Annotated in this window: 18 protein-coding genes; 8 read left to right on the top strand and 10 right to left on the bottom strand. The window is 63.8% G+C overall.

From position 1 onward, the window contains the following. Positions 1-20: 20 nt before the first annotated feature. The 3 genes from F595_RS0107090 to F595_RS0107080 form a co-directional block, all read right to left on the bottom strand. Positions 21-1,181: a glycosyltransferase family 87 protein gene (locus F595_RS0107090; RefSeq protein ID WP_084682863.1), complete on the bottom strand. Its 1,161-nt coding sequence runs from the start codon at positions 1,179-1,181 to the stop codon at positions 21-23. Positions 1,182-1,185: 4 nt separating this feature from the next. Then, a complete protein-coding gene (locus F595_RS0107085; RefSeq protein ID WP_022956176.1) occupies positions 1,186-2,340 on the bottom strand; it encodes a glycosyltransferase family 87 protein in 1,155 nt (384 codons plus the stop codon). A gap of 113 nt (positions 2,341-2,453) precedes the next feature. Further along, complete coding sequence (locus tag F595_RS0107080; protein ID WP_022956175.1) at positions 2,454-2,939, bottom strand: hypothetical protein; 486 nt, start codon at positions 2,937-2,939, stop codon at positions 2,454-2,456. 256 nt (positions 2,940-3,195) lie between these two features. On the opposite strand from F595_RS0107080, the gene F595_RS0107075 reads away from it, so the two are divergent. From F595_RS0107075 to F595_RS0107060, 4 genes are all read left to right on the top strand, one after another. Continuing rightward, positions 3,196-5,373 carry a TonB-dependent receptor family protein gene (locus F595_RS0107075; RefSeq protein WP_022956174.1) on the top strand — a complete coding sequence of 726 codons (2,178 nt, stop codon included), beginning with the start codon at positions 3,196-3,198 and terminating at the stop codon, positions 5,371-5,373. A 2-nt stretch (positions 5,374-5,375) separates the two neighbouring features. Continuing rightward, the gene (locus tag F595_RS0107070; protein ID WP_022956173.1) at positions 5,376-6,842 is read left to right on the top strand and encodes a hypothetical protein; all 1,467 of its coding nucleotides are present in this window, start codon (positions 5,376-5,378) and stop codon (positions 6,840-6,842) included. A gap of 93 nt (positions 6,843-6,935) precedes the next feature. Further along, complete coding sequence (locus F595_RS0107065) at positions 6,936-9,041, top strand: ATP-binding protein (RefSeq protein ID WP_156873820.1); 2,106 nt, start codon at positions 6,936-6,938, stop codon at positions 9,039-9,041. Then, on the top strand, positions 9,013-9,411 hold the full coding sequence (locus tag F595_RS0107060) for a response regulator (protein ID WP_022956171.1): 399 nt from the start codon (positions 9,013-9,015) through the stop codon (positions 9,409-9,411). Before F595_RS0107065 ends, F595_RS0107060 begins: the two co-directional genes overlap by 29 nt. Here the strand turns inward: F595_RS0107060 and F595_RS0107055 are convergent, their stop codons facing one another. From F595_RS0107055 to F595_RS0107035, 5 genes are read right to left on the bottom strand one after another with little or no spacing between them, the layout of a single operon-like run. Then, positions 9,412-10,872, bottom strand: coding sequence for a glycosyltransferase family 2 protein (locus F595_RS0107055; protein WP_022956170.1), 1,461 nt, complete (start codon positions 10,870-10,872; stop codon positions 9,412-9,414). After that, the gene (locus F595_RS0107050) at positions 10,865-12,004 is read right to left on the bottom strand and encodes a HEAT repeat domain-containing protein (RefSeq protein WP_156873819.1); all 1,140 of its coding nucleotides are present in this window, start codon (positions 12,002-12,004) and stop codon (positions 10,865-10,867) included. The genes F595_RS0107055 and F595_RS0107050 overlap by 8 nt, the downstream gene beginning before the upstream one ends. Continuing rightward, a complete protein-coding gene (locus F595_RS0107045) occupies positions 11,949-12,731 on the bottom strand; it encodes a YaiO family outer membrane beta-barrel protein (protein WP_022956168.1) in 783 nt (260 codons plus the stop codon). The genes F595_RS0107050 and F595_RS0107045 overlap by 56 nt, the downstream gene beginning before the upstream one ends. A gap of 1 nt (position 12,732) precedes the next feature. Beyond that, the gene (locus F595_RS0107040; RefSeq protein WP_022956167.1) at positions 12,733-13,107 is read right to left on the bottom strand and encodes a response regulator transcription factor; all 375 of its coding nucleotides are present in this window, start codon (positions 13,105-13,107) and stop codon (positions 12,733-12,735) included. A 46-nt stretch (positions 13,108-13,153) separates the two neighbouring features. Then, the gene (locus F595_RS0107035) at positions 13,154-14,254 is read right to left on the bottom strand and encodes an AraC family transcriptional regulator (protein WP_022956166.1); all 1,101 of its coding nucleotides are present in this window, start codon (positions 14,252-14,254) and stop codon (positions 13,154-13,156) included. A gap of 107 nt (positions 14,255-14,361) precedes the next feature. Between F595_RS0107035 and F595_RS0107030 the strand changes: the two genes are divergently transcribed. Together F595_RS0107030 and F595_RS0107025 are read left to right on the top strand one after the other, a co-directional pair. After that, positions 14,362-16,110, top strand: coding sequence for an N-acyl-D-amino-acid deacylase family protein (locus F595_RS0107030; RefSeq protein WP_022956165.1), 1,749 nt, complete (start codon positions 14,362-14,364; stop codon positions 16,108-16,110). Between the two features lie 12 nt (positions 16,111-16,122). Next, positions 16,123-17,049, top strand: coding sequence for a histone deacetylase family protein (locus F595_RS0107025; RefSeq protein WP_022956164.1), 927 nt, complete (start codon positions 16,123-16,125; stop codon positions 17,047-17,049). Between the two features lie 3 nt (positions 17,050-17,052). Here the strand turns inward: F595_RS0107025 and F595_RS13195 are convergent, their stop codons facing one another. Further along, positions 17,053-18,381 carry a YncE family protein gene (locus F595_RS13195; RefSeq protein WP_022956163.1) on the bottom strand — a complete coding sequence of 443 codons (1,329 nt, stop codon included), beginning with the start codon at positions 18,379-18,381 and terminating at the stop codon, positions 17,053-17,055. A 151-nt stretch (positions 18,382-18,532) separates the two neighbouring features. Beyond that, positions 18,533-19,570, bottom strand: coding sequence for a putative solute-binding protein (locus F595_RS0107015; protein WP_022956162.1), 1,038 nt, complete (start codon positions 19,568-19,570; stop codon positions 18,533-18,535). 194 nt (positions 19,571-19,764) lie between these two features. Here F595_RS0107015 and F595_RS0107010 point away from each other — a divergent pair, with 194 nt between their 5' ends. Both F595_RS0107010 and F595_RS0107005 read left to right on the top strand, forming a co-directional pair. After that, positions 19,765-19,995, top strand: coding sequence for a TIGR02450 family Trp-rich protein (locus tag F595_RS0107010; RefSeq protein WP_026913333.1), 231 nt, complete (start codon positions 19,765-19,767; stop codon positions 19,993-19,995). Then, complete coding sequence (locus F595_RS0107005) at positions 19,992-20,897, top strand: hypothetical protein (protein WP_022956160.1); 906 nt, start codon at positions 19,992-19,994, stop codon at positions 20,895-20,897. Before F595_RS0107010 ends, F595_RS0107005 begins: the two co-directional genes overlap by 4 nt.

Below are 20,897 nucleotides of genomic sequence, written 5' to 3'. Positions count from 1 at the left end.
CTCGATAACCAGAAGGCATGTCATGTGGTGTTCCTGTGCTTGGCCAGATTTCTTTCGGCATGATGCAGTATCCAAAGCATCAGCAATGGCGTCAGCCACTCCAAGGTCAAGCCAAGCTGGGTTTGCAGAAGTGGTGCAGCCAGTGGATAAATCCAGATCAGGGTTGCAGCTGGCATCAGCCACCGCATGGTGTTTGCAGAAAAGGCATCTGCATAAATGGCAAGCCAAGCCAAACATGGCACCAGCCAGAGCATGTCGTAGTTGAAGAGATGCGGACTCAGCGTCAGGCAGGCAGCGCACCATGCGGCATGCCGCAGTGGACTGGCTGTGAGGTGTTTGAACCGTTTCCATGTCCAGAGTAGTATGGCAACGGCAAAGATTGCCTGTGCAATCTGTGCGGCGAAGATGCTCCAGTCAATTGCCCTCAGGAAACTAAACAGGGAGCTCATCTTGTGCCAAGGCAGCTGCCCCTTGGTATTCAGCTGATTTGCAAGCTCAATCCCGCCTAACCATGCCCACCATGGCTCCCAACCATAGATTGCAACAGAGATGGTCGCCAGCAGTACTGTTGTGATCATTACACCAGCAAGTGCCTGATATTCCCGGTGCATAGCCAGCAGAAACACCAGCGGCAGGGCGAGCTGGGGCTTGAAGGTCAATACGCCCAGCAGGAGCCCGGCAGCGATTGGTTGACGTCCAATCATGCTGAGGCCAAGTCCGGCAATTCCAGCTGTCAATGCGGCATTCTGGCCATTGCCAAGATTGATGAATATGGCAGGTGCAAGCAACATTGCGTGCAATAAACGTGCTGGTGGAGCTATCCGAAGTATGGCAACAGTAAAGATCAACAGTCCGAAGATGCTGAAAATGACAAACGAAGCCAAGTAGTTGGAGGACGTTATTGGCGCAAGCAGCATGGCGAAGGTGGGTGGATAGAACCAGCCCCAGACGCTACTGACTGGAGCAGCCAATTGTTGAACTGACCTGATCTCAACCACATCGTAACTGTCAGCCAGACGTCCATGCTCGGCCATCTGGCTTGCTGACCAGTAAGTGATGTAATCGGCACCGATCGGTATGCCTGACAGTCCGATCATGTTTTCTGAGTGCCAGACCATCAGTGCGTAAGCTGATGACAGGGTCAGTGCGAACAGCCAAGGATAGATGCGTAAACGATCCATCTTGTTAAGTTTGCGATGATGAAAGGGGCGTGATGCGGCGGTGCACCAGCCACAGCAGCGCGAGATTCATGGGCAGCCACAGATTGTAGGGAAACCAGTCCTTGCTGCCACCCAGCGTCATCAGCAAGTCGGCCAGCGGGAGGAGCCAAGCCATGGCCAGAATGGCCGACTCTCCACGAAGCCAACCATTCCTGCTGGCGTTCACGGCCAGAAAGCCAATCGCCATGCCCAGCCAGGTCAGATCGTAGTCAAAGAGGTAAGGGCTGCACATGAGCGTGGCCAGGCTCAGGCTGGCTCCCTTGAGGAAGGGATTCGCGCTGTGTCGCCAGGTGCGCATGAAAACAACCAGAAAGGGCAGGAATGCGATCCCGTGCATCAGCAGGGCGGTCCTGTCTGGAAAATCCAGCAGCAGGGCATTTGATGTGACACTGATCATGCCGGACAACAGCAGCTTGCCCTCGCTGAGATGACTGCCTGCGGCGGCCAGCATGGCCGAGAAATGCTGCCAGGGAGCCATGCCGAAAGCGAGTGCCGATGAAAGGATGATCAGCAGGGAAAAAACCGTTGCCCAGAGGAAGGTCCGGTAGTCACGCGACACCAGCAAGGCAAGCGGAATCAGGATGCCCAGATGCGGCTTGATGGTGAGCAGGCCGATGAAGAGGCCCGACAGCCAGGGGCGTTTGCCCAGATAATGCAGCGCCAGCAGCATGAAGCTGGCTGTGAAAAGACCGTTCTGGCCAAAGGTCAGGTTGCTGAACACGGGCGCAAATGCGGCAACCGCAAACAGTCCTCCCGGCCAGCGCAACCAGAGGTGCGCAGCGTGGACAAACAGCAAAAGCCCCCCAAGAAAAAAAACCAGTCGAGCGGTGACGTAGTCGGTGAGCGCGAGTGGATACGTTATCAGCAGATAGGTTGGCGGATAGAACCAGGGGATGCTTTTGGTGGACGGCACGATGTCTCTTTCACGTGCCAGAAAGGCATCTGGATCAAAGACGAGATCCGGGCGTCCCTCGAGTGTCAGGTCAGATGCGGTGTAGAAGGTGATGAAATCCTGACTGTGCTTGGGTTTGCCGTTTTCCATCGGCGTGATGTGCAGGCGGATGTAGAACTCGGCAAGGACGAGAAGGCATACCACAATGCCGAAGGTGATCAGGTGCACCTGTCGACGAGTCAGTAATGGGGAAACTGCAGAAGTCACGTCAGGGGCTGTCCATGTCCGTTAGCCAACGCCCGGAGTATGCCAGCCCTGAATTGGTTTGTGTCGGAACGGACTCAGATCCCGGTCAGTGTCAGGAGCGTCAGGCCAATCACGCTCAGCAGACTGGTTTTGCTGATGGCGGCGTGTCGCGTGACGACAGGTGCCAGGAATGCGCAGCCGGCAATGAGCGCGCTGACCGAAATCAGGGCGCTGGTCGGCTCCATGAGGCCGACATAGTGCCACCACACCACCAGATAGCTGACGGCAATGGTTCCGCGTTGCCAGGCAGTGGCGGAGGCGAGTCGGAGTGCGCCGGGCAGCAGCAGAATGACCATGATCAGGGTAAGACCGACATGCTCCATCGGCAGCGGTGAGTGCATGGCAAAAGCATCGGCACTGGTAGTCAGGCCGAGCGCGGTCGCGAACCAGAGCAGGTTGGCAGCATGCTGGACATGTTCACGACGGCTGATGCCGGTGTGCTGCTGCGGTGCGGAGCTGGCGGGCAGGGTCAGGCTGGTCATGGGTTTCACCGTGGAATCATGCGGGCTGGTGAAGCTCATGGTGCAGGCTCCTGTTGACTTGATACAGGCCAATTCGGTAGTGCGTTATTTGCAAACTGTATCGAGCGTGTCGTTGTTGTTTTTTTAACCTATGTCGGTTTTACGCGTTACGGCTTGCAAAAACAAGTGCTTGTCGATGACAGTCCAGGCGCATTGTGATCTGCGGCGGGTGCGACACTATGTCGCAGCCCATGACGCTTGTGCGCCTTCTAGAATGCGGTGTCCGCAAAACTGACTCAGCCCCTGGAAGCTGCACATGCTCATGCCTCGCCACGCCGCTGTTGCTCCTGCCACCTTTCGTCTCGCCCCGCTGATCACTGGTCTGGCCGCAGCAAGTGGCATGCTCTGGTCGCTTGTTGGTCAGGCCGCGCCTGCCGTGTTGCATTCTGAGCCGGAGGCTGGCGAAGCGGCCGAGCTGCTGGAGGTGGTGGTCACGGCATCGCGCACGGCCACCACGCTGGGCGAGACGCCGGCGCCGATCACGCGTCTGGACGAGAAGGTGATTGCCGACAGCAAGCCGCGCCTGATCAGCGATGTGCTGGACCGGGTTCCCGGTGTGCACATGACCGATCTCGGCAACGAGCAGCACAGCATGAGCATTCGTCAGCCCATCACCACGAGTGCGGTGTACCAGTACCTTGAAGACAATGTGCCGATTCGCCCGATTGGCGTGTTCAACCACAATGCGCTGAACGAGATCAATCTGGCGGGTACCGGCGACATCGAGGTGATGCGTGGTGCCAGCTCGTCGCTCTATGGCAGCAATGCCATTGGTGGTGCGGTCAATTTCCTGACCCGGGCGCCCAGCCTGACGCCCGAGGCGAGCGTGGGCTATCGCATGAGCAACAAGGGCTATGACCGTGTCGATGTCGGCGCCAGCACCACCAAGGGTGATGTCGGCGTGCGCGTGGCCTACTACCGCAGCCAGGTGCGGGATGGCTGGCGTGACTACAGCGATGGTCACAAGGATTCGTTCAGCGCGCGTCTCGACTACTTTCTGTCAAGCGCGTCGTGGTTGAAGACTGTCCTCAGCTACACCGACATGTACACCGACATGACGGGTTCGCTGGGGGAGTCGGATTTCCGCAACAATCCGAAGAAAAGCTACAACCGCTTCACCACCCGCACCGATACCGCGCTGCGCCTGTCCACCAGCTTCGAAACGGATTGGGGCGCCGATCGCAGCAGCCGCGTCACGGCCTATGTGCGTGACAATTCCCACGGGCAGATTCCCAGCTATCAGCTGGGCAGCTGCGCGCCAGTGCCACCGGCATTGACCTGCACGACCAATGGCCGTGTCAACGAGAACGCCTACAACTCGGGTGGTTTCGACGCGCAATGGCAGCAGGGTCTGCCCTGGCTGGCCGGGCGTCTTGTCGGCGGCGTGGCCTACGACTACACCACCAATGACTATGACGAAGACAGCACCAGTGTCGTGCGTGATGCCAACCTGAATTACGTGTCGTACACGGTGGCGGGCAAGCGCCGGAAGTACCAGGTGGGCATTCAGAATCCGTCGGTCTATGCCCAGCTTGAGCTGAAACCGCTGGCGCGCACGACGGTGGTGGCGGGCCTGCGCCATGACCAGATCCGCTATGACTTCGACAATCTGCTTGTGCCGTCTGCCATGACCGGGGCACCGGATGAAAAGCGTTCGTTCAGCAAGACCTCGCCACGCCTCGGCGTGGCCTATTCGATTGACCCGGGCCAGGAGGTCTTTGCCAACTGGAGCATGGGCTTCGTGCCACCGGAGGTGTCACAGCTCTATGCCTCTCTGCAGACACCGAACCTGACCGAGGCCACGTTCCGCAATGCGGATCTTGGCTATCGCAAGCGCTGGCCGGGCAGGGGCCATGTCGAGGTGACGCTGTATCAGCTCGATGGCGAGGACGAGATCGTTTTCTACACGGTGCAGAATTCGCCGCTGATTCGCGAGAACCGCAATGCCGGTGCCACGCGTCACCAGGGGGTCGAGCTGGGGGCCTCCTGGCGGGTCACGGATCAGGTATCGACCTACCTCAGCGCCAGCGCTGCCCGCCATCGCTACACCCGTTTCCGTCCGGGCGCATCGGCGGCCGAGAACTTCGACGGCAACACCATTCCGGGCGCCCCCCGGAGCATTGCCCTGGCAGGCATTGACTGGACGCCGGTCGAGGGCGTGACGCTCACGCCCGAAGTGCAGCATATCGGTTCCTACTGGATGAACGAGGCCAACACGGTGCGCTATGACGGCCATACCCTGGTCAATCTGCGTGCGCGCTGGGAGCTCAAGAAGCTGGAGCTGTTCAGCGTGCTGTCGAATCTGACTGACAGGCGCTATGCCGAAACGGCCAGCAGCACCTTCAAGAGCGGCGTTTATGCGCCGGATACCCAGAATGCCTATACCCCCGGCAATCCTCGGACGCTGACCGTGGGCGTCAGGGTCGGCTTCTGACCATGGCCTTGCGCGGATTCCTTTCCCATGGCCGCCACTGGCTGCTGTCTCGTCACCGCCGTCTGGCCCTGTGGGTGTTCCTGCCGGCACTGGCGTGGAGCCTGACCGGTCTGCTGCACCCGGTGATGTCGCGCTGGCAGCCGTCGGCTGTGGCCAAGCAGCCCCCGGTCGAGCTGGTGACGGCACCTGCCGGGTTGTCCTGGAAAGCGTTGCCGCCGCCAGCCAGCGTGCTGCCCGCCGAGCTGCAGCTGCGCGAGCTGAGAGCACTGACCTGGCGAGGGGTGCCGTTCTGGATGGCGCAGTTGCCGGATGGCAGCCTGCGCCATGTCGATGCCCGCAATGGCAAGCCGGCAGAGATCGAGCGTGAGCTGGTCGAGTTTCTGGCGCGTCACTACACGGGCGAGAGCGTGGCTGCCGTGTCGCTGAGCCAGGTGACGGCCTTCAGCGCCGAATACCCCGTCGTGAACCGCTACCTGCCGGTGTGGCGGGTGGCGTTTGACCGGCCGGATGGCCTGGTCGCTTTCATCGAGCCGCGCAGCCTGCAGCTGGCGGCCCTGACGGATACCTGGAAGACCCGTTTCAGCGCGCTGTTCGGCAATCTGCACAGCTGGAAATGGTGGGCGCACGAGCCCAGTCGTGATGTCGCCATGGTGCTGGCGCTGGGCCTGATCATGGTCATGGCCGTGGCCGGGGTGGCGCGGGTGACGGCCGTGGACGGCAGCGCGCGGCCGGCGATGCGACGCTGGCATGGCCGGCTCGGCCTGCTGGTGACGTTGGCGGTGCTGGCGTGGTGCGTCAGCGGCATGCTGCACGTGCTGGTCATCGACAAGGGGCGGCCGGGGTTCGTGACCTACCCGCTGGCGTCGTCCTTCCGGGCCGGCGAGGTGGTCATGCCGGCACCGGCGAATCTGCCTGAAGGGGCGCGCCTGCAGGTGCTGGCCACACCGGCTGGGCCACTCTGGCATGGCTATCAGCTGATGCCGGGACACCTGCACGGCGCTGTGGGTGACAAGCAGTCAGGGGGCTCCGGACATCTGCATGCCGAGCAGGGCGCTGCACCTGTGCTCCATGAGGTCTATGCCTCGGCGCGTACCGGTGAGCGGGTCGAGGCTGTCGACTATGCCCGCATGCTGGCCGCTGACGTGGCATCGGGCGCGCGCTGGCTGGATGTCGAGCCAGTGACGCGCTTCACGCACGAATACGGCTTTGTGCAGAAGCGTCTGCCAGTCTACAAGGTGCGCTTTGACACGCCCGACACTCTGGCAGTGTATGTGGACCCGGTCGATGCCGCCGTGGCCTCGGTGGTGCATGATGCGGATCGTGTCGAGGGTTTCAGCTTTGCCTATCTGCACAAGGTCAACTGGCTGGACTTTCTCGGCAAGGACGCGCGCGATCTGGTCGCTGGCGTGTTTTCGGCGCTGGTGTTCGCCGTGACGCTCTGGGGGCTGCTGCTCTGGCGGCGTCGTTAACACAAGTCCCCATGCTGCTTGCAAAAGCCCAACCCATGCTCTTTCCCACGTTTGTTGTAATACTGGGGATATTGGACAAGGGGTGGCGTGCCGGTGCGAACACCACGGTGGCTGCGATTTCATGCTCTGCACAACCGTCTGCAGCTGGTTCTGCTGCTGGGCGGTTTTCTGCTGTCCACGTTTCTTGCCGGGTTCGTCTGGCAGAAGCAGCAGGACAGCTGGGTGCAGCGCTTCGAGGTCGGCGCCGAGCGTCGTGAGGACGTGATTCGGGAGGCGCTGGAGCAGCGTCTTGAATCGCTCGGCGACATCGGCCGCTTTGTCAGTGCCAGTGAACCAGGCCCTTCGCCGGAAGCTTTCAAGCACTTCGCCACGTCCAAGCTCGACGTGTTCCATTCGGTATACTGGACCGTGCCTCAGCCAGCGGGCAGCCACGATGCACAGCCCTATCACGACATGACACCGGGCTGCATTCCGTCGACCACGCGCTGGCATTACCCCATCGTGCACATTGTCGGCCGGGTGCCTACCGATCACCTGCTGGGTCTGGACCTGCGCTGCGACGATCAGCGTCTGGTCGCCATGCTGCAGGCCCAGGACAGCGGGCGTGTGCGTGCCAGTTCGCAGGTGCAGAGCGTGTTGCTCAAGACCCGCATCATCGCGCTGTTTCAGCCCGTGTATCGCCGTGACGTTCCGGTGGAGACGGCGGCGCAGCGCCAGCTGGCCTTGCGCGGGTTTGTCGCGGTCAGTCTTGCCGCCCGGGAAATGCTGGCTCCACTGCTGCAGGATCTGCCGGATGCCGTCGATTACAGCGTCAGCCTCGACAGTCTCCGGGACACCCTGACGCCGGGTCTGATGCAGGTCAACCAGCAGAATGCTCATGCCGGCGAGGTGATGCGTCGTGTTCGACTGGATTTTGCCGGCCACCCGATGCAGCTGACGATCAGGCCCAGCGAGACCTTCTGGGCCAGTCGCCACACGCTGTCGGCGCCGGCGCTGTGGCTGGCTGGCATGGCCTTCACGGCCCTGCTGATGGCCTGGATGCATTCGCAGAACCGTCGCCGCGAGCAGGCCGAGTTGCTCGCCATCACCCGCAATGACGATCTGATTGATCGCGAGGCGCGACTCTCGGCGCTGATCCAGCATGCGCCGATCGCCATCATGCGCTGCAGCCAGGATGGCCGGATTCTTGATGCCAATCCGGCGGCCTATGCCTTGTTCCAGCACGACGATGGGCTGGTGGGCAAGATCTTCCTGTCGCTGTTCACCACCTGGTCGGCGCAAAGTTTTCGTGAGCGCTGGCAGCAGCCGTCGTGGCTGGAGCTGGAGGCGCTGGGGGGGGAGTCGGAGCATCTGCCGGTGCTGGTGCGCGCCCTGTCGATGCGGCAGGCCAATGGCGAGCCCTACGCGTGGACGATGATCGAGGATCTGCGTGCGGTGCGTCACAACGAGCGCTTGAAACGCGAGTTTGTCGCGACGGTGTCACATGAGTTGCGTACCCCGCTGACCGCCATTCGTGGCGCCGTCGAGATGGTTGCTAGCGGCCTGCTGGATGATCATCCGGACGACCGCCGCGCCATGATGAACATGGCCAGCGAGAATGCCCAGGTGCTGACCGGCCTGATCAATGACCTGCTCGACATCGAGCGCCTGGAGCTGGGCAAGCTGTCGCTGCGCCTGTCCACCCAGAGTCTGCGCGAGTCGCTGGAGGCGGCGATGTCGCTGGCGCGGCCGCAGATGCTGACAAGGCAGCTGCACTGGGATGTGCAGCCCATGCCGGACAACCTGTTTGTCGAGGTGGATCCGGATCGCCTGATCCAGGTGCTGCGCAACCTGTTCTCGAACGCCATCAAGTTCTCGCCGGTGGGCGGGCAGCTGCACCTGCGCTGGCACTGCGATGGTGAGCGCGTCAGCCTGACCCTGCGAGATGACGGTCCGGGCATTCCGCCCGAGTTCCTGCCACGCCTGTTCCAGCGCTTTGCCCAGGCCGATGCCTCCGATACGCGCGAGCGCGGCGGCACCGGACTGGGTCTGGCCATCAGTCGCGGCCTCATGGAGCGCATGGATGGCACCCTGACGGCGGCATCGCCGGCCGGTTCCGGCGCCCAGTTCACCCTGACCTTGCCATGTCGCCACCCGGCCACACAGGAAGCCCCTGCCCAGGAGAGCCAACATGTCTCTACAACACGTCTTGCTGGTTGATGACGAGCCTGACATTCGCACGCTGGTGACGCTGATTCTGCAGCGCATGGGCGGCATGACCGTGCGTGCCGAAGCATCGGGTCAGGATGCGCTGGATTGCCTGGCCAGCGGCTACCGGCCGGATCTGATCCTGCTCGATGTGATGATGCCGGGCATGGACGGCATAGAGACCCTGGCGGCGATTCGCAGCATGCGTCCGGTGGCTGATCTTCCGATCTGCTTCTTCACCGCCAAGGTGCATCCGGCCGAACTTCAGCAGTGGCGTGATCTGGGCGTGGATGCGGTGCTGGCGAAGCCGTTCAGCCCCACCGAGCTGGTCGGGCAGCTGCGCGAGATCTGGAACCGGCTGGCATCGGCGGATGCGGCCTGATCAGCTCATCCAGTCGGTGTTGCGCTTCATGGCGCCCCACACCGCCTCCTTGCCGCGTATCCAGTGCCAGGTACCGACCAGGCGCCACCAGCTGTGCAGCTGGCGGTAGCCGATGTTTTCCAGGACCGCCCAGCCGAACAGCTGCAGGGTGTCACGGTAGCGGGGGTAGACATGGAAGCTGCGCTCTTCCAGCAGCAGTGCCGACGCTGACAGCACCAGTCCGAGCGCGATGTTGGCGGCGAGGAACAGGGCCAGTGACACCGGATTGATGAGGTCGAGCAGCACCAGGATCAGTGTGAACACCAAGCCCACGATCTCGACGACAGGACTCAAGGCCTCGGCCAGGATCATGAACGGGTAGGCGAGCCAGCCGATGGCACCGGAGCCTCGCTTGAAGAGCAGGCTGCGGTGCTCGGTTAGCACCTCGAGAAGACCGCGCTGCCAGCGGATGCGCTGCTTGCGCAGGGTGGCCCGGTCTTCCGGCGCGTCAGTCCAGCACACCGGATCGGGCACGAAGTTGATGCTGTAGGGCAGTTTGCGTTCTAGATGGTAGCGGTGCAGTCGCACCACCAGCTCCATGTCCTCCCCCAGGCTGCCGCGCTGGTAGCCACCGGCGCGGATGACCGCCTGGCGATCAAACACCCCGAATGCGCCACTGATGATGAGCAGGGCGTTGAGCTGCGACCAGCCGAGGCGCCCGAATAGGAAGGCACGCAGGTACTCGAGCACCTGGTAGCAGCCCAGCGCGCTGCGCGGGAGACCGGTGCTGACCAGCTCGCCCTGGCGCACCTGGCAGCCGTTGACGATGCGGACGGTGCCGCCAGCGGCGACCGTGTGCGGACGCTCGAGGAAGATGCGCACCACCCGCAGCAGGCTGTTGCGCTCCAGCACGGAGTCGGCGTCCATGCCGCAGTACAGGGGCTTGCTGGCCACGTTGATGCCGGCATTGTTGGCATCCGCCTTGCCGCCGCCATTGACCTTGTCGACCATGATCAGGTTGGCGTGGGTACGCGACCGGTAGACGCTGCGGATGGTGGCACAGGGTATCAGGTAGTCGATGGCCCGAGGCGCTGGCACCATGTCAAAGGCCTCGATCATCACACCCAGCGTGTTGTCTGTGCCGCCATCATGCACCACCACCAGCTCGAAATCAGGGTAGTCCTGCTGCAGCAGCGAACGTACCGAGGTGACGATCAGGCTCTCCTCGTTGAAGGCCGTCAGGATGATGCTGACACCGGGCAGGTCATGTTCGTAGACCTGGGGCATGAACAGGTCACGGCCAGTGCGGGTGACGCGTCGCACCATGGTCAGCGCGATCAGGTTCAGGCTGATGTAGCCGCCGGTCACCAGCACCTGGTAGATCAGAAAGAACAGGTAGAGGCTGGTCAGCAGCAGGGCTGTCCCGGCGGCGACGCCATCGTGCACCAGGGGCAACGCGAGAAGATCGTTCAGGTCAGGCATTGGCAACCGTCATCCAGTGCTGGAAGGGCAGATCCTCGCCCCATCCGCGTGTGAGCATTTCCTGCAGCCAGATCAGGCTCAGCGTGGGCGAGCCGGACAGATCGGCGAGAATGACTCTGGCTTCCTCTTCGTTCATGCGCGGCAAGGCCATCAGCGTGCTGGCGATGGCACTCTGCAGCGCTGGCGTCTCCTGGGCCCAGCGCGCGCGCAGGATATCGCGGTCGCGCGGCAGGCCGATGCGCGTCAGCGCGACGCAGGCGGCCATGCGTACAGCCTCCGCTGGATGGCCCAGTGCCTCCAGCGCCAGGGCATGACGCGACGGGTTGCCGGTATGGGTCAGAATGCTGGCAAGGATTCCGTCATGGCCAGGAAAACGGCTCAGCAGCAGGCTGCTGACCGCGTCGATGTCGGAGCTGCCGAGATCGGCCAGCACGCGCAGGATGCGCTGGCCATGGCTGGCGTCACAGGAGCCGAGCACGGCACGAGTCTCCTGCTGCAGCCAGTCCGGCTTGGCCAGGGCCAGCAGTTCGCGCAGCCGGCTGAGCGGCCAGGGCTGTTCGGCAATGGCGGTCAGCACGATGCGGGTGTAGCGGTGTGCATCCACCTGCATCAGGGCCTGGGCAGCGGACAGCGTCAGCAGAGGGTAGTCGTCGTCAAGGCAGCGCTCTGCAAGTGGGAGCACGCGGCTGTCCTGCAGGCGGCCAAGTACCAGCAGTGCCAGCAGGCGGTCATCGGTGCGCCGGGAGTGCAGGCGGCGGAGCAGATGGTGGTCGAGACGGATGCGCCGGGCCAGATGCTTGAGGCCTCGTTGCACGTGATCGCCACGCACCCGGTTCAGGAAGTCCAGCCAGATCTGCGCGAACAGGGGAGCATCGCCTGGCCTCAGCTCGGGCAGTTCCTCAGGCAGGTCCGAGACCATGGCACGATGGCAGAGCACGCGCCAGGTAGCTTCGAGCACTGCCAGACGCTGTTCGCGACGCAAACGTTGTGCACGCAGAATCAGAGCGCTGACCAGGCAGGCCAGGGACAGCAGCAGCAGTGTGATGGTGGTGATGAGGACGCCGCGCAGCGCCGGATCAGTAATGGTAGCGAAGCCCAACGCGCCCCCCGTTCTGGCGATAGAGGTCGTCATAGCGTGCTGTCTGCAATGACGCGGTCAGATCGAGGCGCGGCGAGACGGGTTGCACCAGCGTGGCGAAGTAGCTGCGCACCGGGCGCACGGTGACATCGCCATTTTCTTCCTGTTCCTGATCATCACCCCAGGCCATGCCGATGCCGACGCGGGCGCGCTCGCCTCGGTACCAGTCCAGCTGCAGGCGCTGGCTGATTTCACTCTGTTCGGAGACCTGCACCAGGCCGATGTGATGCGCGATGCGGAAGGCACCGAGGTATTTCTCGGTGGCCAGGCTGTAGCGGTCGATGTTGACGGCCGGATAGCGGCTGGTCTGGTAGCCGGGCTCGACGGTGAAGCCGGCGGGCAGCTTCTGGTACCAGCCGGCATAGGCCTGCAGACGCGGACGGAAGTCGGCATCCTCGGTGACATAGGCTTCGACATGGAGCTGGCCGGTCGCAGTGACCGGCTGGTAGCTGCCGATCAGCAGCTGGGTGTCACTGGTGTTGAAGCGGTCATGAAACGCCAGTTCGCCATACCAGACGGCATCCTTGTGCGTGAGGCTCCCGCTGACACTGGTGATGCGGTAGGGGTCGAAGGAGCGACCGGGACGCAGGCTGTCGTAGCGGCTTTCCTCGTAGCCAGCCTCCAGCCAGCCGGTGTCGGCGAGCGGATCAAAGGCGTCGGCCTGCACGCTGGTGGCGAGTGGCAGCAACAGGGGCAGCAGGGCGTACAGGTGGCGTGTCATGTCATCTTCCGGGCAGCAGGCGTTGCAGGCGAGCGGTCAGCTCGGCCGGCTGGAAGGGTTTTGCCAGGTGGTCGTTGGCACCCAGCTCCAGGGCCTGCACGATGTCCTGTTCGCGGCTTTTGCCGGTCAGCATGAGCACGGGCAGGCGGGCGGTTTCGGGTTGGGCACGCAGTTTCGACAGGATGGCGAAGCCGTCCTGATGCGGCAGCAGCACATCGAGGATGAGGGCATCGGGCGCCAGCCGAGTCACGGCTTCGACGGCGTCAGCACCTGTGTTCAGCCATTCCAGCTCATGACCCTGACGCTCGACCAGGAAGCGCACCAGGCCGGCCACGATGTCGTCGTCTTCAATGAGCATGATCTTGCGTGCAGTCACCCTTTCCTTCCTGTGTTGTGGTTGCGCATCCAGGCGCATCAATCAGTCATATGTCGGTTAAATCTACCATGATAGATCTGTCCGAGCAGCCTGTTTGTGACGTGCCTGCGTGACGATTTTGTAGTTGAGCGTTCAGTTGAATGTTGCGATTGTCCTGGCGCCATCGCCTCGGCGATTGTCCGCTCCAGCGCCGGAAGGCGCGACTGAACACGGCGACATCGGCATAGCCCAGATCCAGGGCGAGACGCGTGAGGCGGATATCGCTGTTGCACAGGTGCTGGCAGGCGAGGTCATGGCGTACGCGTTCAAGCGTGTGCGTGAAGGAGTTTTCACAGGCTTTCAGCTGTTCTTGCAGAGTGCGCGGATGCAGGCCGACCAGATTGGCCACGGTATCGAGTCGGCACTCTCCAGTGGGCAGCAGCGCCGAGATCGCACGCTCGACCTGGGTGATCAGGGAGACCGTGCTGGGCTGTGACCAGTCATCCCGCCATAGTCGTGCCAGACGAGCCTGCAGGTCTGGTGCGACCTGTACCGGCTGCAGCAGCAGGGCCGCCGGGTAGATCACGGCATTGCACTCGGCATTAAACCGTACCGGGCAGCGGAACACGTCGTGGTAGCGCGTTGCCGAGTCGCCGGCGGGTGGCGGGCCGCTCATGCGCACGTTCCGTGGCGGCAGGTGATCGTGTTGCAGGTCGCGCAGACCCTTGTCGAGCAGGGACAGGCTGAGCGCCATGAGCTGGTGGCTGGGCTGGCGGTGCTGGAAGGCCAGGTCCAGGCGTATCTCCAGCGCGTCATCCTGCACGGTCACCGTCATTTCGATGCCGCGGGCATGAAAGCCGAGGTGGCGCTGCAGCACCATCATGGCGCTGGCGATGTGGCTCTCGCGACAGAGGTGGCTGGCGAGGGCGCCTACCACGTCCAGGCCCTGGCGCTGCCCCAGTGCTACACCAAAGCCGGGTGCTCGCAGCTGCGCGGCGCTGTGTTCCATGAGCTCGGCCATGCGCTGATAGGGAATGTAGAGGTCAGGGCTGGTCAGCACCTGCGCGGGCAGACCGATGTCGTCGAGCAGCTGCAGCGGATTGCCGCCGTGCTGGCGCACCAGATCGGCATAGCCGAGCAGCCCGCCACTGCGAGCGATGTAGCGCATGCGGTTGACTCGCTGATTTTTTCGTCAAGGACTCGTGATTTGTCAAATACTGGCGGGTCACGCCGGTTATTGTCCAGTTATCACAGAACAAGAACCGGAGACCTGGCATGACCGCGATCTATGACGTGCTGATTCAGCGTGGACGCTACTTCGATGGTACCGGCGGCCCCTCGGCCATCCGCGATCTCGCGATTGCCAACGGGCGCATCGCCACGGTCAGTGAGCAGCCGCTGGATCCGGCGCTGGCGCTCCGTGTGATTGATGCGCGTGACAAGTGGATCACCCCCGGCTTCATTGACACCCACACCCATTACGATGCCGAACTGATGGTGGCTCCGTCGCTGTCGGAGTCGGTGCGCCACGGCGTCACCACGGTGCTGGTCGGCAGTTGCTCGCTCAGCATGGTGTGCAGCGATGCCGAGGATGCCTCCGACATCTTCACCCGGGTCGAGACCGTGCCGCGCGAAAAGGTGCTGCCCATCCTGCAGCAGAAGAAGACCTGGAAGAGGCCGCGCGAGTGGGTCGATTACGTGTCCGGCCTGCCGCTGGGGCCCAACCTGATTTCCTTCCTGGGGCACAGCGACCTGCGCGTGTCGACCATGGGCCTGCACCGTGCCACCGACCGCGCCATCGTGCCGACCGAGGCCGAGATGACGCACATGGAGAAGATGCTGGAGGAGGCGCTGGATGCCGGCTTCCTCGGCATGTCGACCATGCGCCTGACCTGGGACAAGATCGACGGCGACCGCGAGTGGTCCAAGAGCCTGCCCAGCACCTATGCCCGCCTGCGCGAGCTCGGTCGCTTCAACCGCATCCTGCGCCGGCGCGGACGCATCCATCAGGGCGCGCCCAATGCCGCCAATCCGCTGCTGATCTTCGAGTATGTCGGCGCCGCGCTGGGCTGGCTGCGCAAGCCGCTGAAGATGACCCTGATCGCGCTCATCGAGCTCAAGGGCAACCGCACCGTGCGCCCGATGGCGCAGCTGGTGTCGCGATTCATCAACGCCCTCGGCGGCAATTTCCGCTGGCAGTTCCTGCCGACGCCGTTCACGGTCTATGCCGATGGCATCGACGTGGTGTTCTTCGAGGAGTTCGGGGCGGGCGAGATGGCACTGGATCTGCGCGACCAGGTCGAACGCAATGCGCTGCTCAAGGACGAGAGCTACCGCCGCAACTTCCGCAAGTTCTACGGCGAGAAGCTCAGCCCGCGCGTCTGGCAGCGCGACTTCGGCGACGCCATCGTGCTCGACTGCCCGGACCGCAGCCTGGTCGGACGCAATTTCGCCGACATCGCGCGCGAGCGCTCGGTGCACGTGGTGGACCTGTTCCTCGATCTCGTGGTCGAGTTCGGCCGCTCGCTGCGCTGGTACACCACGGTCGGCAACCACCGGCCGCAGGCGGTTCGCGCGATGGCACAGGATCCGCGCACGCTGATCACCTTCTCGGATGCCGGCGCGCACATCCGCAACATGGCCTTCTACAACCTGCCGCTGCGCTTCCTGAAGATGGTGCATGGCTCGCAGGCCGAGTCCGACCCGGTGATGAGCGACGAGCGCGCGGTGTGGCGCGTGACCGGCGAGCAGGGCGAGTGGTTTGGCATCGAGGCCGGTCGCATCCGCGAGGGGGATCGCGCCGATCTCGTGGTGCTGGACCCCGCCGGCTTTGCCCAGAATCTCGAGCAGGTGCACTGGGCCGAGATGGAGAACTTCGGCCTGCAGCGCCTGGTCAATCGCAACCCGGGCATCGTGGAGCAGGTGTTCATCAATGGCCGCGCGGCCGTGGTCGATGGCGAGGTGGTGCCCGAGCTGGGGCATCAGCAGGGCTTCGGCCAGTTCCTGCCGGCGCGGGGTTCATGACATGATCGGGGCATGACGACGCGCCTGCCCCTAGTCTACCACGACTGCTACAGCTTCCCGTTTCCGGACAACCACCGCTTCCCCATGGCCAAGTTCCGCCTGCTGCATGACCTGCTGCGGGCGGAAGGACTGCTGGGCGACGACAATCTGCATCGTCCGGACGCCTGCCCGGGTGAGGTGCTGGCGCTGACGCACTGCCCGGACTACCTGCAGCGCTTCGTGACCGGCACGCTGACCTTCCAGGAGGGACGGCGCCTGGGGCTGCCCTGGAGCCCGGCGCTGGTGACGCGCACCCTGCACGAGGTCGGCGGCACGCTGCTGACAGCGAGGCTGGCGTTGCGTCATGGCCTGGCCTGCCATCTCGCCGGTGGTACTCACCATGCCCATCGCGATGCCGGCTCCGGCTTCTGCGCCCTCAACGACCTGGCGGTGACCGCCCGCGCTCTGCTGGCCAGTGGCGAGGCACGGCGCATCCTGATCGTTGATTGCGATGTGCATCAGGGCGACGGCACCGCGCGACTGCTCGCCGGCAACCCCGGCGTGTTCACGCTGTCACTGCATTGCGAGAAGAACTTCCCGGCGCGCAAGGCGGTCAGCAGCCGCGATGTCGGTCTGCCCAACGGCCTCGATGATGACGGCTATCTGGCGGTGCTGGCGGTTGAACTGGACGAGGCGCTGAAGCGTTTCCACCCGGAGTTGGTGTTGCTGGATGCCGGCGTCGACGTTCACGCCGACGATGGTCTGGGCTATCTGATGCTCAGCGATGCCGGCCTGGCGGCACGTGATCACCTGGTGTTGTCACGCTGCCTGCAGGACGGCATTCCGGTGGCGGGGGTGCTGGGTGGCGGCTATGACCGCGACCCGGCCAAGGTCGCACATCGGCACGCCTTCCTGCACCGGGCGGCATCGGCGCTATGGCCGCGCTACGGGCGGCCCTGAGTCTCAGCGCGCCGACGTGTTGAGCAGCGCCGTCTCCTCACGCACGGCAGTCTTCGCCAGACGGCCGGTGCGCATGCGCTGCGGGTGGTCCCCGACCGGGAACTTGCCGATCAGCTGGGCGGTTCGGTAGTCGATGACGGCCACGGCATCCTCTTCGCTGATCGAGACGTAGCACAGCGTGCCGTCGCTGCTGGTGGTCGACCAGTAAGGCTTGGGCCCGACCTGCACGAGCCGGTGCTCGGTACTGGCGGTGTCGACCAGCGCTGCATAGCCGTCCATGGTGCCGGCCGCGCACAAGGTCTTGCCATCCGGCGTGATGGCGAGACCGTGGTGGGCGGAGTCGAGCTGGTAGTTCTCGCGCGGCTCGGTGGTGACCTTGGGCAGCGGCACCACGCGCACGATGCGGTCCTGCGCGAGGTCGTACTCGACGAAGCCGTGGAAGAACGACAGCTGCAGGTAGAAGCGGTTCTCGTCCGGCGAGATGGCCATGGGGCGCACGGCCGAGCTGAAGTCGGGATAGCCGGCTTCACGCAGCTTCTGGGCGATGTCGACCCGTTTCAGCACGGTGTTGGTGGCGGTATCGACCACCTGGAAATAGCGCTTGCCCTTGGTCTTGTCGAAGATGACCTGGTCCAGCGGCGTGTACACGGTGCCGATGCTGGCATGGAAGATGCGCTTGCCGTCGGCGGAGTAGGTGTTCTCGTGCGGCTGGTCGCCGGACTCGAAGGCGCCCAGCACCTTGCCGTCGCGCACGTCGATGATCTGCACCTTGTTGGCGGTGGAGTCGGAGACGGCAAGCTGGCGGCCGTCCGGCGAGAGCGCCATGTGGTCGGAGCGGTAGCCCTCCATCGGTGTGCGCCAGACGATGTTCCGGGTGGCCAGGTCAAAGGCGACGACATCGGCGAAGCTCGGGCGCGACACGTAGAGGAACTTGCCGTCCGGCGAGGTGTAGCTGTCGTCGACGTACTGGTCGTTGCCCTCGCCAATCAGCTGCTGGATGGCCAGGTAGAAGCCGTAGCGGTCGGGCGAGGACTGGATCTCGCGCAGGCGTTCGGCCTTGTCCGGAATGATGTTGAGGCGCAGCAGACGCTTGTAGCTGCCGGCCTCGACGAAGTCGGCGGTACCGTCCCAGTTGTTGCTGACCACCAGCACCTCGCGCGTGTTCGCGGCAATGGCGGGTGGAACGTCAGGTCGGGTCTGGGCGGACGAGTTGCCGGTTGCGGTCGTGTTGCCGGCAGGGGTGTTGTCGGATTCGCTGCAGGCGACGAGAGCGATGGCGAGCAGCGCGGCGGTCAGGGCAACGGAACGTGTTCGGGGCAGGGGGCGGGGCATGGCAGGTCTCGCGGACGGGGCTTGGTGTTCTTGTTATGGTGTCCCGGAGGCGTTTTGACGATGACGCATCCGACGTTTGTCATGATAACGCGCATGCGGGCCCATAAAAAAGGGCGCCCGAAGGCGCCCAACACTCACGCAGAGGAGGGTGTCACCAGTTTTCGCTGTTGCTGGCGCATTCCGAGTCGGCCGGGCTGAGGCTGCAGCGCACGCGCTTCATGATCTTCAGGCCCTGCTTGTCGTACATGCCGCGCTCGGCGATGTCGACGCGCGCCTCACGCAGCATGATGGTGTACTTGATCATGTTCTCCGGGGTCAGATCGCCCCAGACATTGGCCGGCACGTCTCGTTCGGCCTTCTTCACCAGCGCCATGGCGCGATCGAACTGGCTCAGCCAGTAGGCACGCGACTTCTGGCCGAAGCCCTCGGGAAATTTCGACGGATTGATGATCAGCTGGTAGGACAGGATCAGGATGGGGAAGCGGTTGATCGCGCCCTTGGTGCCGATGCCCTTGTGCAATTCGAGCGGTCGGTAGGCGGCAGCCGGAGCGGCGATGAAGTCCACGGAACCGTTGTTGAACTTGCTGGCGAAGTTGGTGATGTCGGCCGACACCGGCTGCGCACCGATGCGCTGGATCATCACGGCTTGTGCCTTGTCATAGTCGAACGAGGCGATGCGCTTGCCGGCCAGTGCCTCGACCGTCTTGATGTTGCGGTCGTTGACGACCGGGTAGGCGGTGCCGAACGGGATCACGCCGGCGACCTCGAAGTTGCCCTTGGTCATCAGCTTGGCGGCGGCCGGGGAGCTGAAGGTCTGGATGGTCTTGCGCACCACCTCGTAGCTGCCGTTCATGTCGACCTTGCCGTCACGCAGCAGGGTGCCGGCACCCAGCGAGTCGATGGCGGCAGCGGTCGGATTGAACTGGCGGGTACGCAGGCCGGTGGCGAAGACGGCATCGCACTGGCCGGCGAGCAGGTCCTGGGTGGCCACCCGTTCATCGGTGTAGGCCTGCACCTTGATGTCGGCGCCCATGGTCTTGGCGGCGACGGCGTAGTCACGCGACATGTTGGCGATGTCGCCGGCACTGCCGAGCAGGTCATACACGCAGAGCTTCTGCTGCGCGAAGGCGGGCTGGGCGGCGAGGGCGGTGGTGGCGATCAGGGTGGGGAGAAGCAGGTGTCGGGACATGAGTGCGCTCACGCTGTTTTTATTCGAGATGCCTTTTTACAGGGAACGGCGTCATCTTTAAAGCCGACATTTGTCATTTTAGCTGGGGTGACTTCAGTATCCGACGAGTGGCGGATGCAGCTGCTGCGCGCGTGCAGTGGCAGGTCGTGGCGCCGGGCTCTACCATGGACCTGCATTTTTCCGGAGCCAGCGGCATGCACGCCAGACGTCGCCTCAATCCCGCCAAGCTCAGGCTGAGCAAATGGACAGCGGTCAGCCCACGCGATCGCGAAAAGCACTTTCTGGTCACCGAACTGGTGTTGCCGGATGATCCCTCGCAGCCCGTGACCGAGGTCATGCTGCAGGCGGTGCTGACACGCCGCACCCAGCGCATTGCCTGGCGACTGCTGACGGACGAGCAGTGCTGGAAGCAGGGCTGGCAATGAGCGTGTCCCTGCCGGAGAGACTGCGTGCCCGCTGGCGCGACTGGCAGTTCCAGCGTCGTCAGTCAGCCATCTTGCCGCGTCCTGTCCCGGCGGACTGGGCGGACTGGCAGCGCGCCTTTCCAGCGCTGCCTGCGCGCTTGCCGCAGGCTCGCCGTCGCGCGGAGGCCGAGCATGCCAGGCTGTGTGCGCAGTACCCGGCGCTGTCGCAATGGCCAGCCGGTCTCCCGGATGTCATCAGCGCGGACAGTCTGACCCTGCTGTGGCTGGCCGACGGCCATCTGCGTCCGTGGATGACACCGGACTGGTGGACGCTGCAGGCAGGTGCGCCTGATGCGATGCTGGCCACACTCGACGTGGGAACCAAGAATGCGGCGGTCATGCCCGGCTGGGCCACGTTCCTGGCCGCGCAGGCTGCGCAAATGGCGGCGACGGTCCTGCAGCTGGATGCCATCGAGCTGGACGCCGGCCGTCGTTACCGTGATGGGCGGCGCCGTGTCGATTATGGCCAGGCCTTGATGACCTGGTGTCAGTCGCTGCTGTCCGCCACCGGCGTGTCAGCGGCACAGACGCGCTACCTGGCCGGGGACGTGCTGGCGCACACCGGTCGTCATGCGCTGATCACCTGGCTGATGCCCTTCGTGTTCGCGCGCCCGCACCAGCGCTGGGGCTTGCCTGACCGGCATTTCCAGCCCCGGGCCATGGCAGCGCATGTGCTGTCGCTGCTGGCTCCGGGCGGCCTGCTGCTCTGCGTGCATCTGAACGAGCTCGAGGCCGACGCGCAGGCCGCGCACTGGCAGGCCTGCGAGTTGCCGCATCGTCTGCTGTCATGCGCGGTCGTCGAGGATCCCTGGCTCTATCCCGGCAGTCGGCGGGTGGTGACGGTGCTGCAGCGACTGGCCTGA

The organism is Perlucidibaca piscinae DSM 21586 (assembly GCF_000420045.1).
Classification (GTDB): Bacteria; Pseudomonadota; Gammaproteobacteria; order Pseudomonadales; family Moraxellaceae; genus Perlucidibaca; species Perlucidibaca piscinae.
The sequence above is the reverse complement of the archived record's forward strand: the minus strand, read 5'-3'. Positions and strand labels throughout refer to the sequence as shown.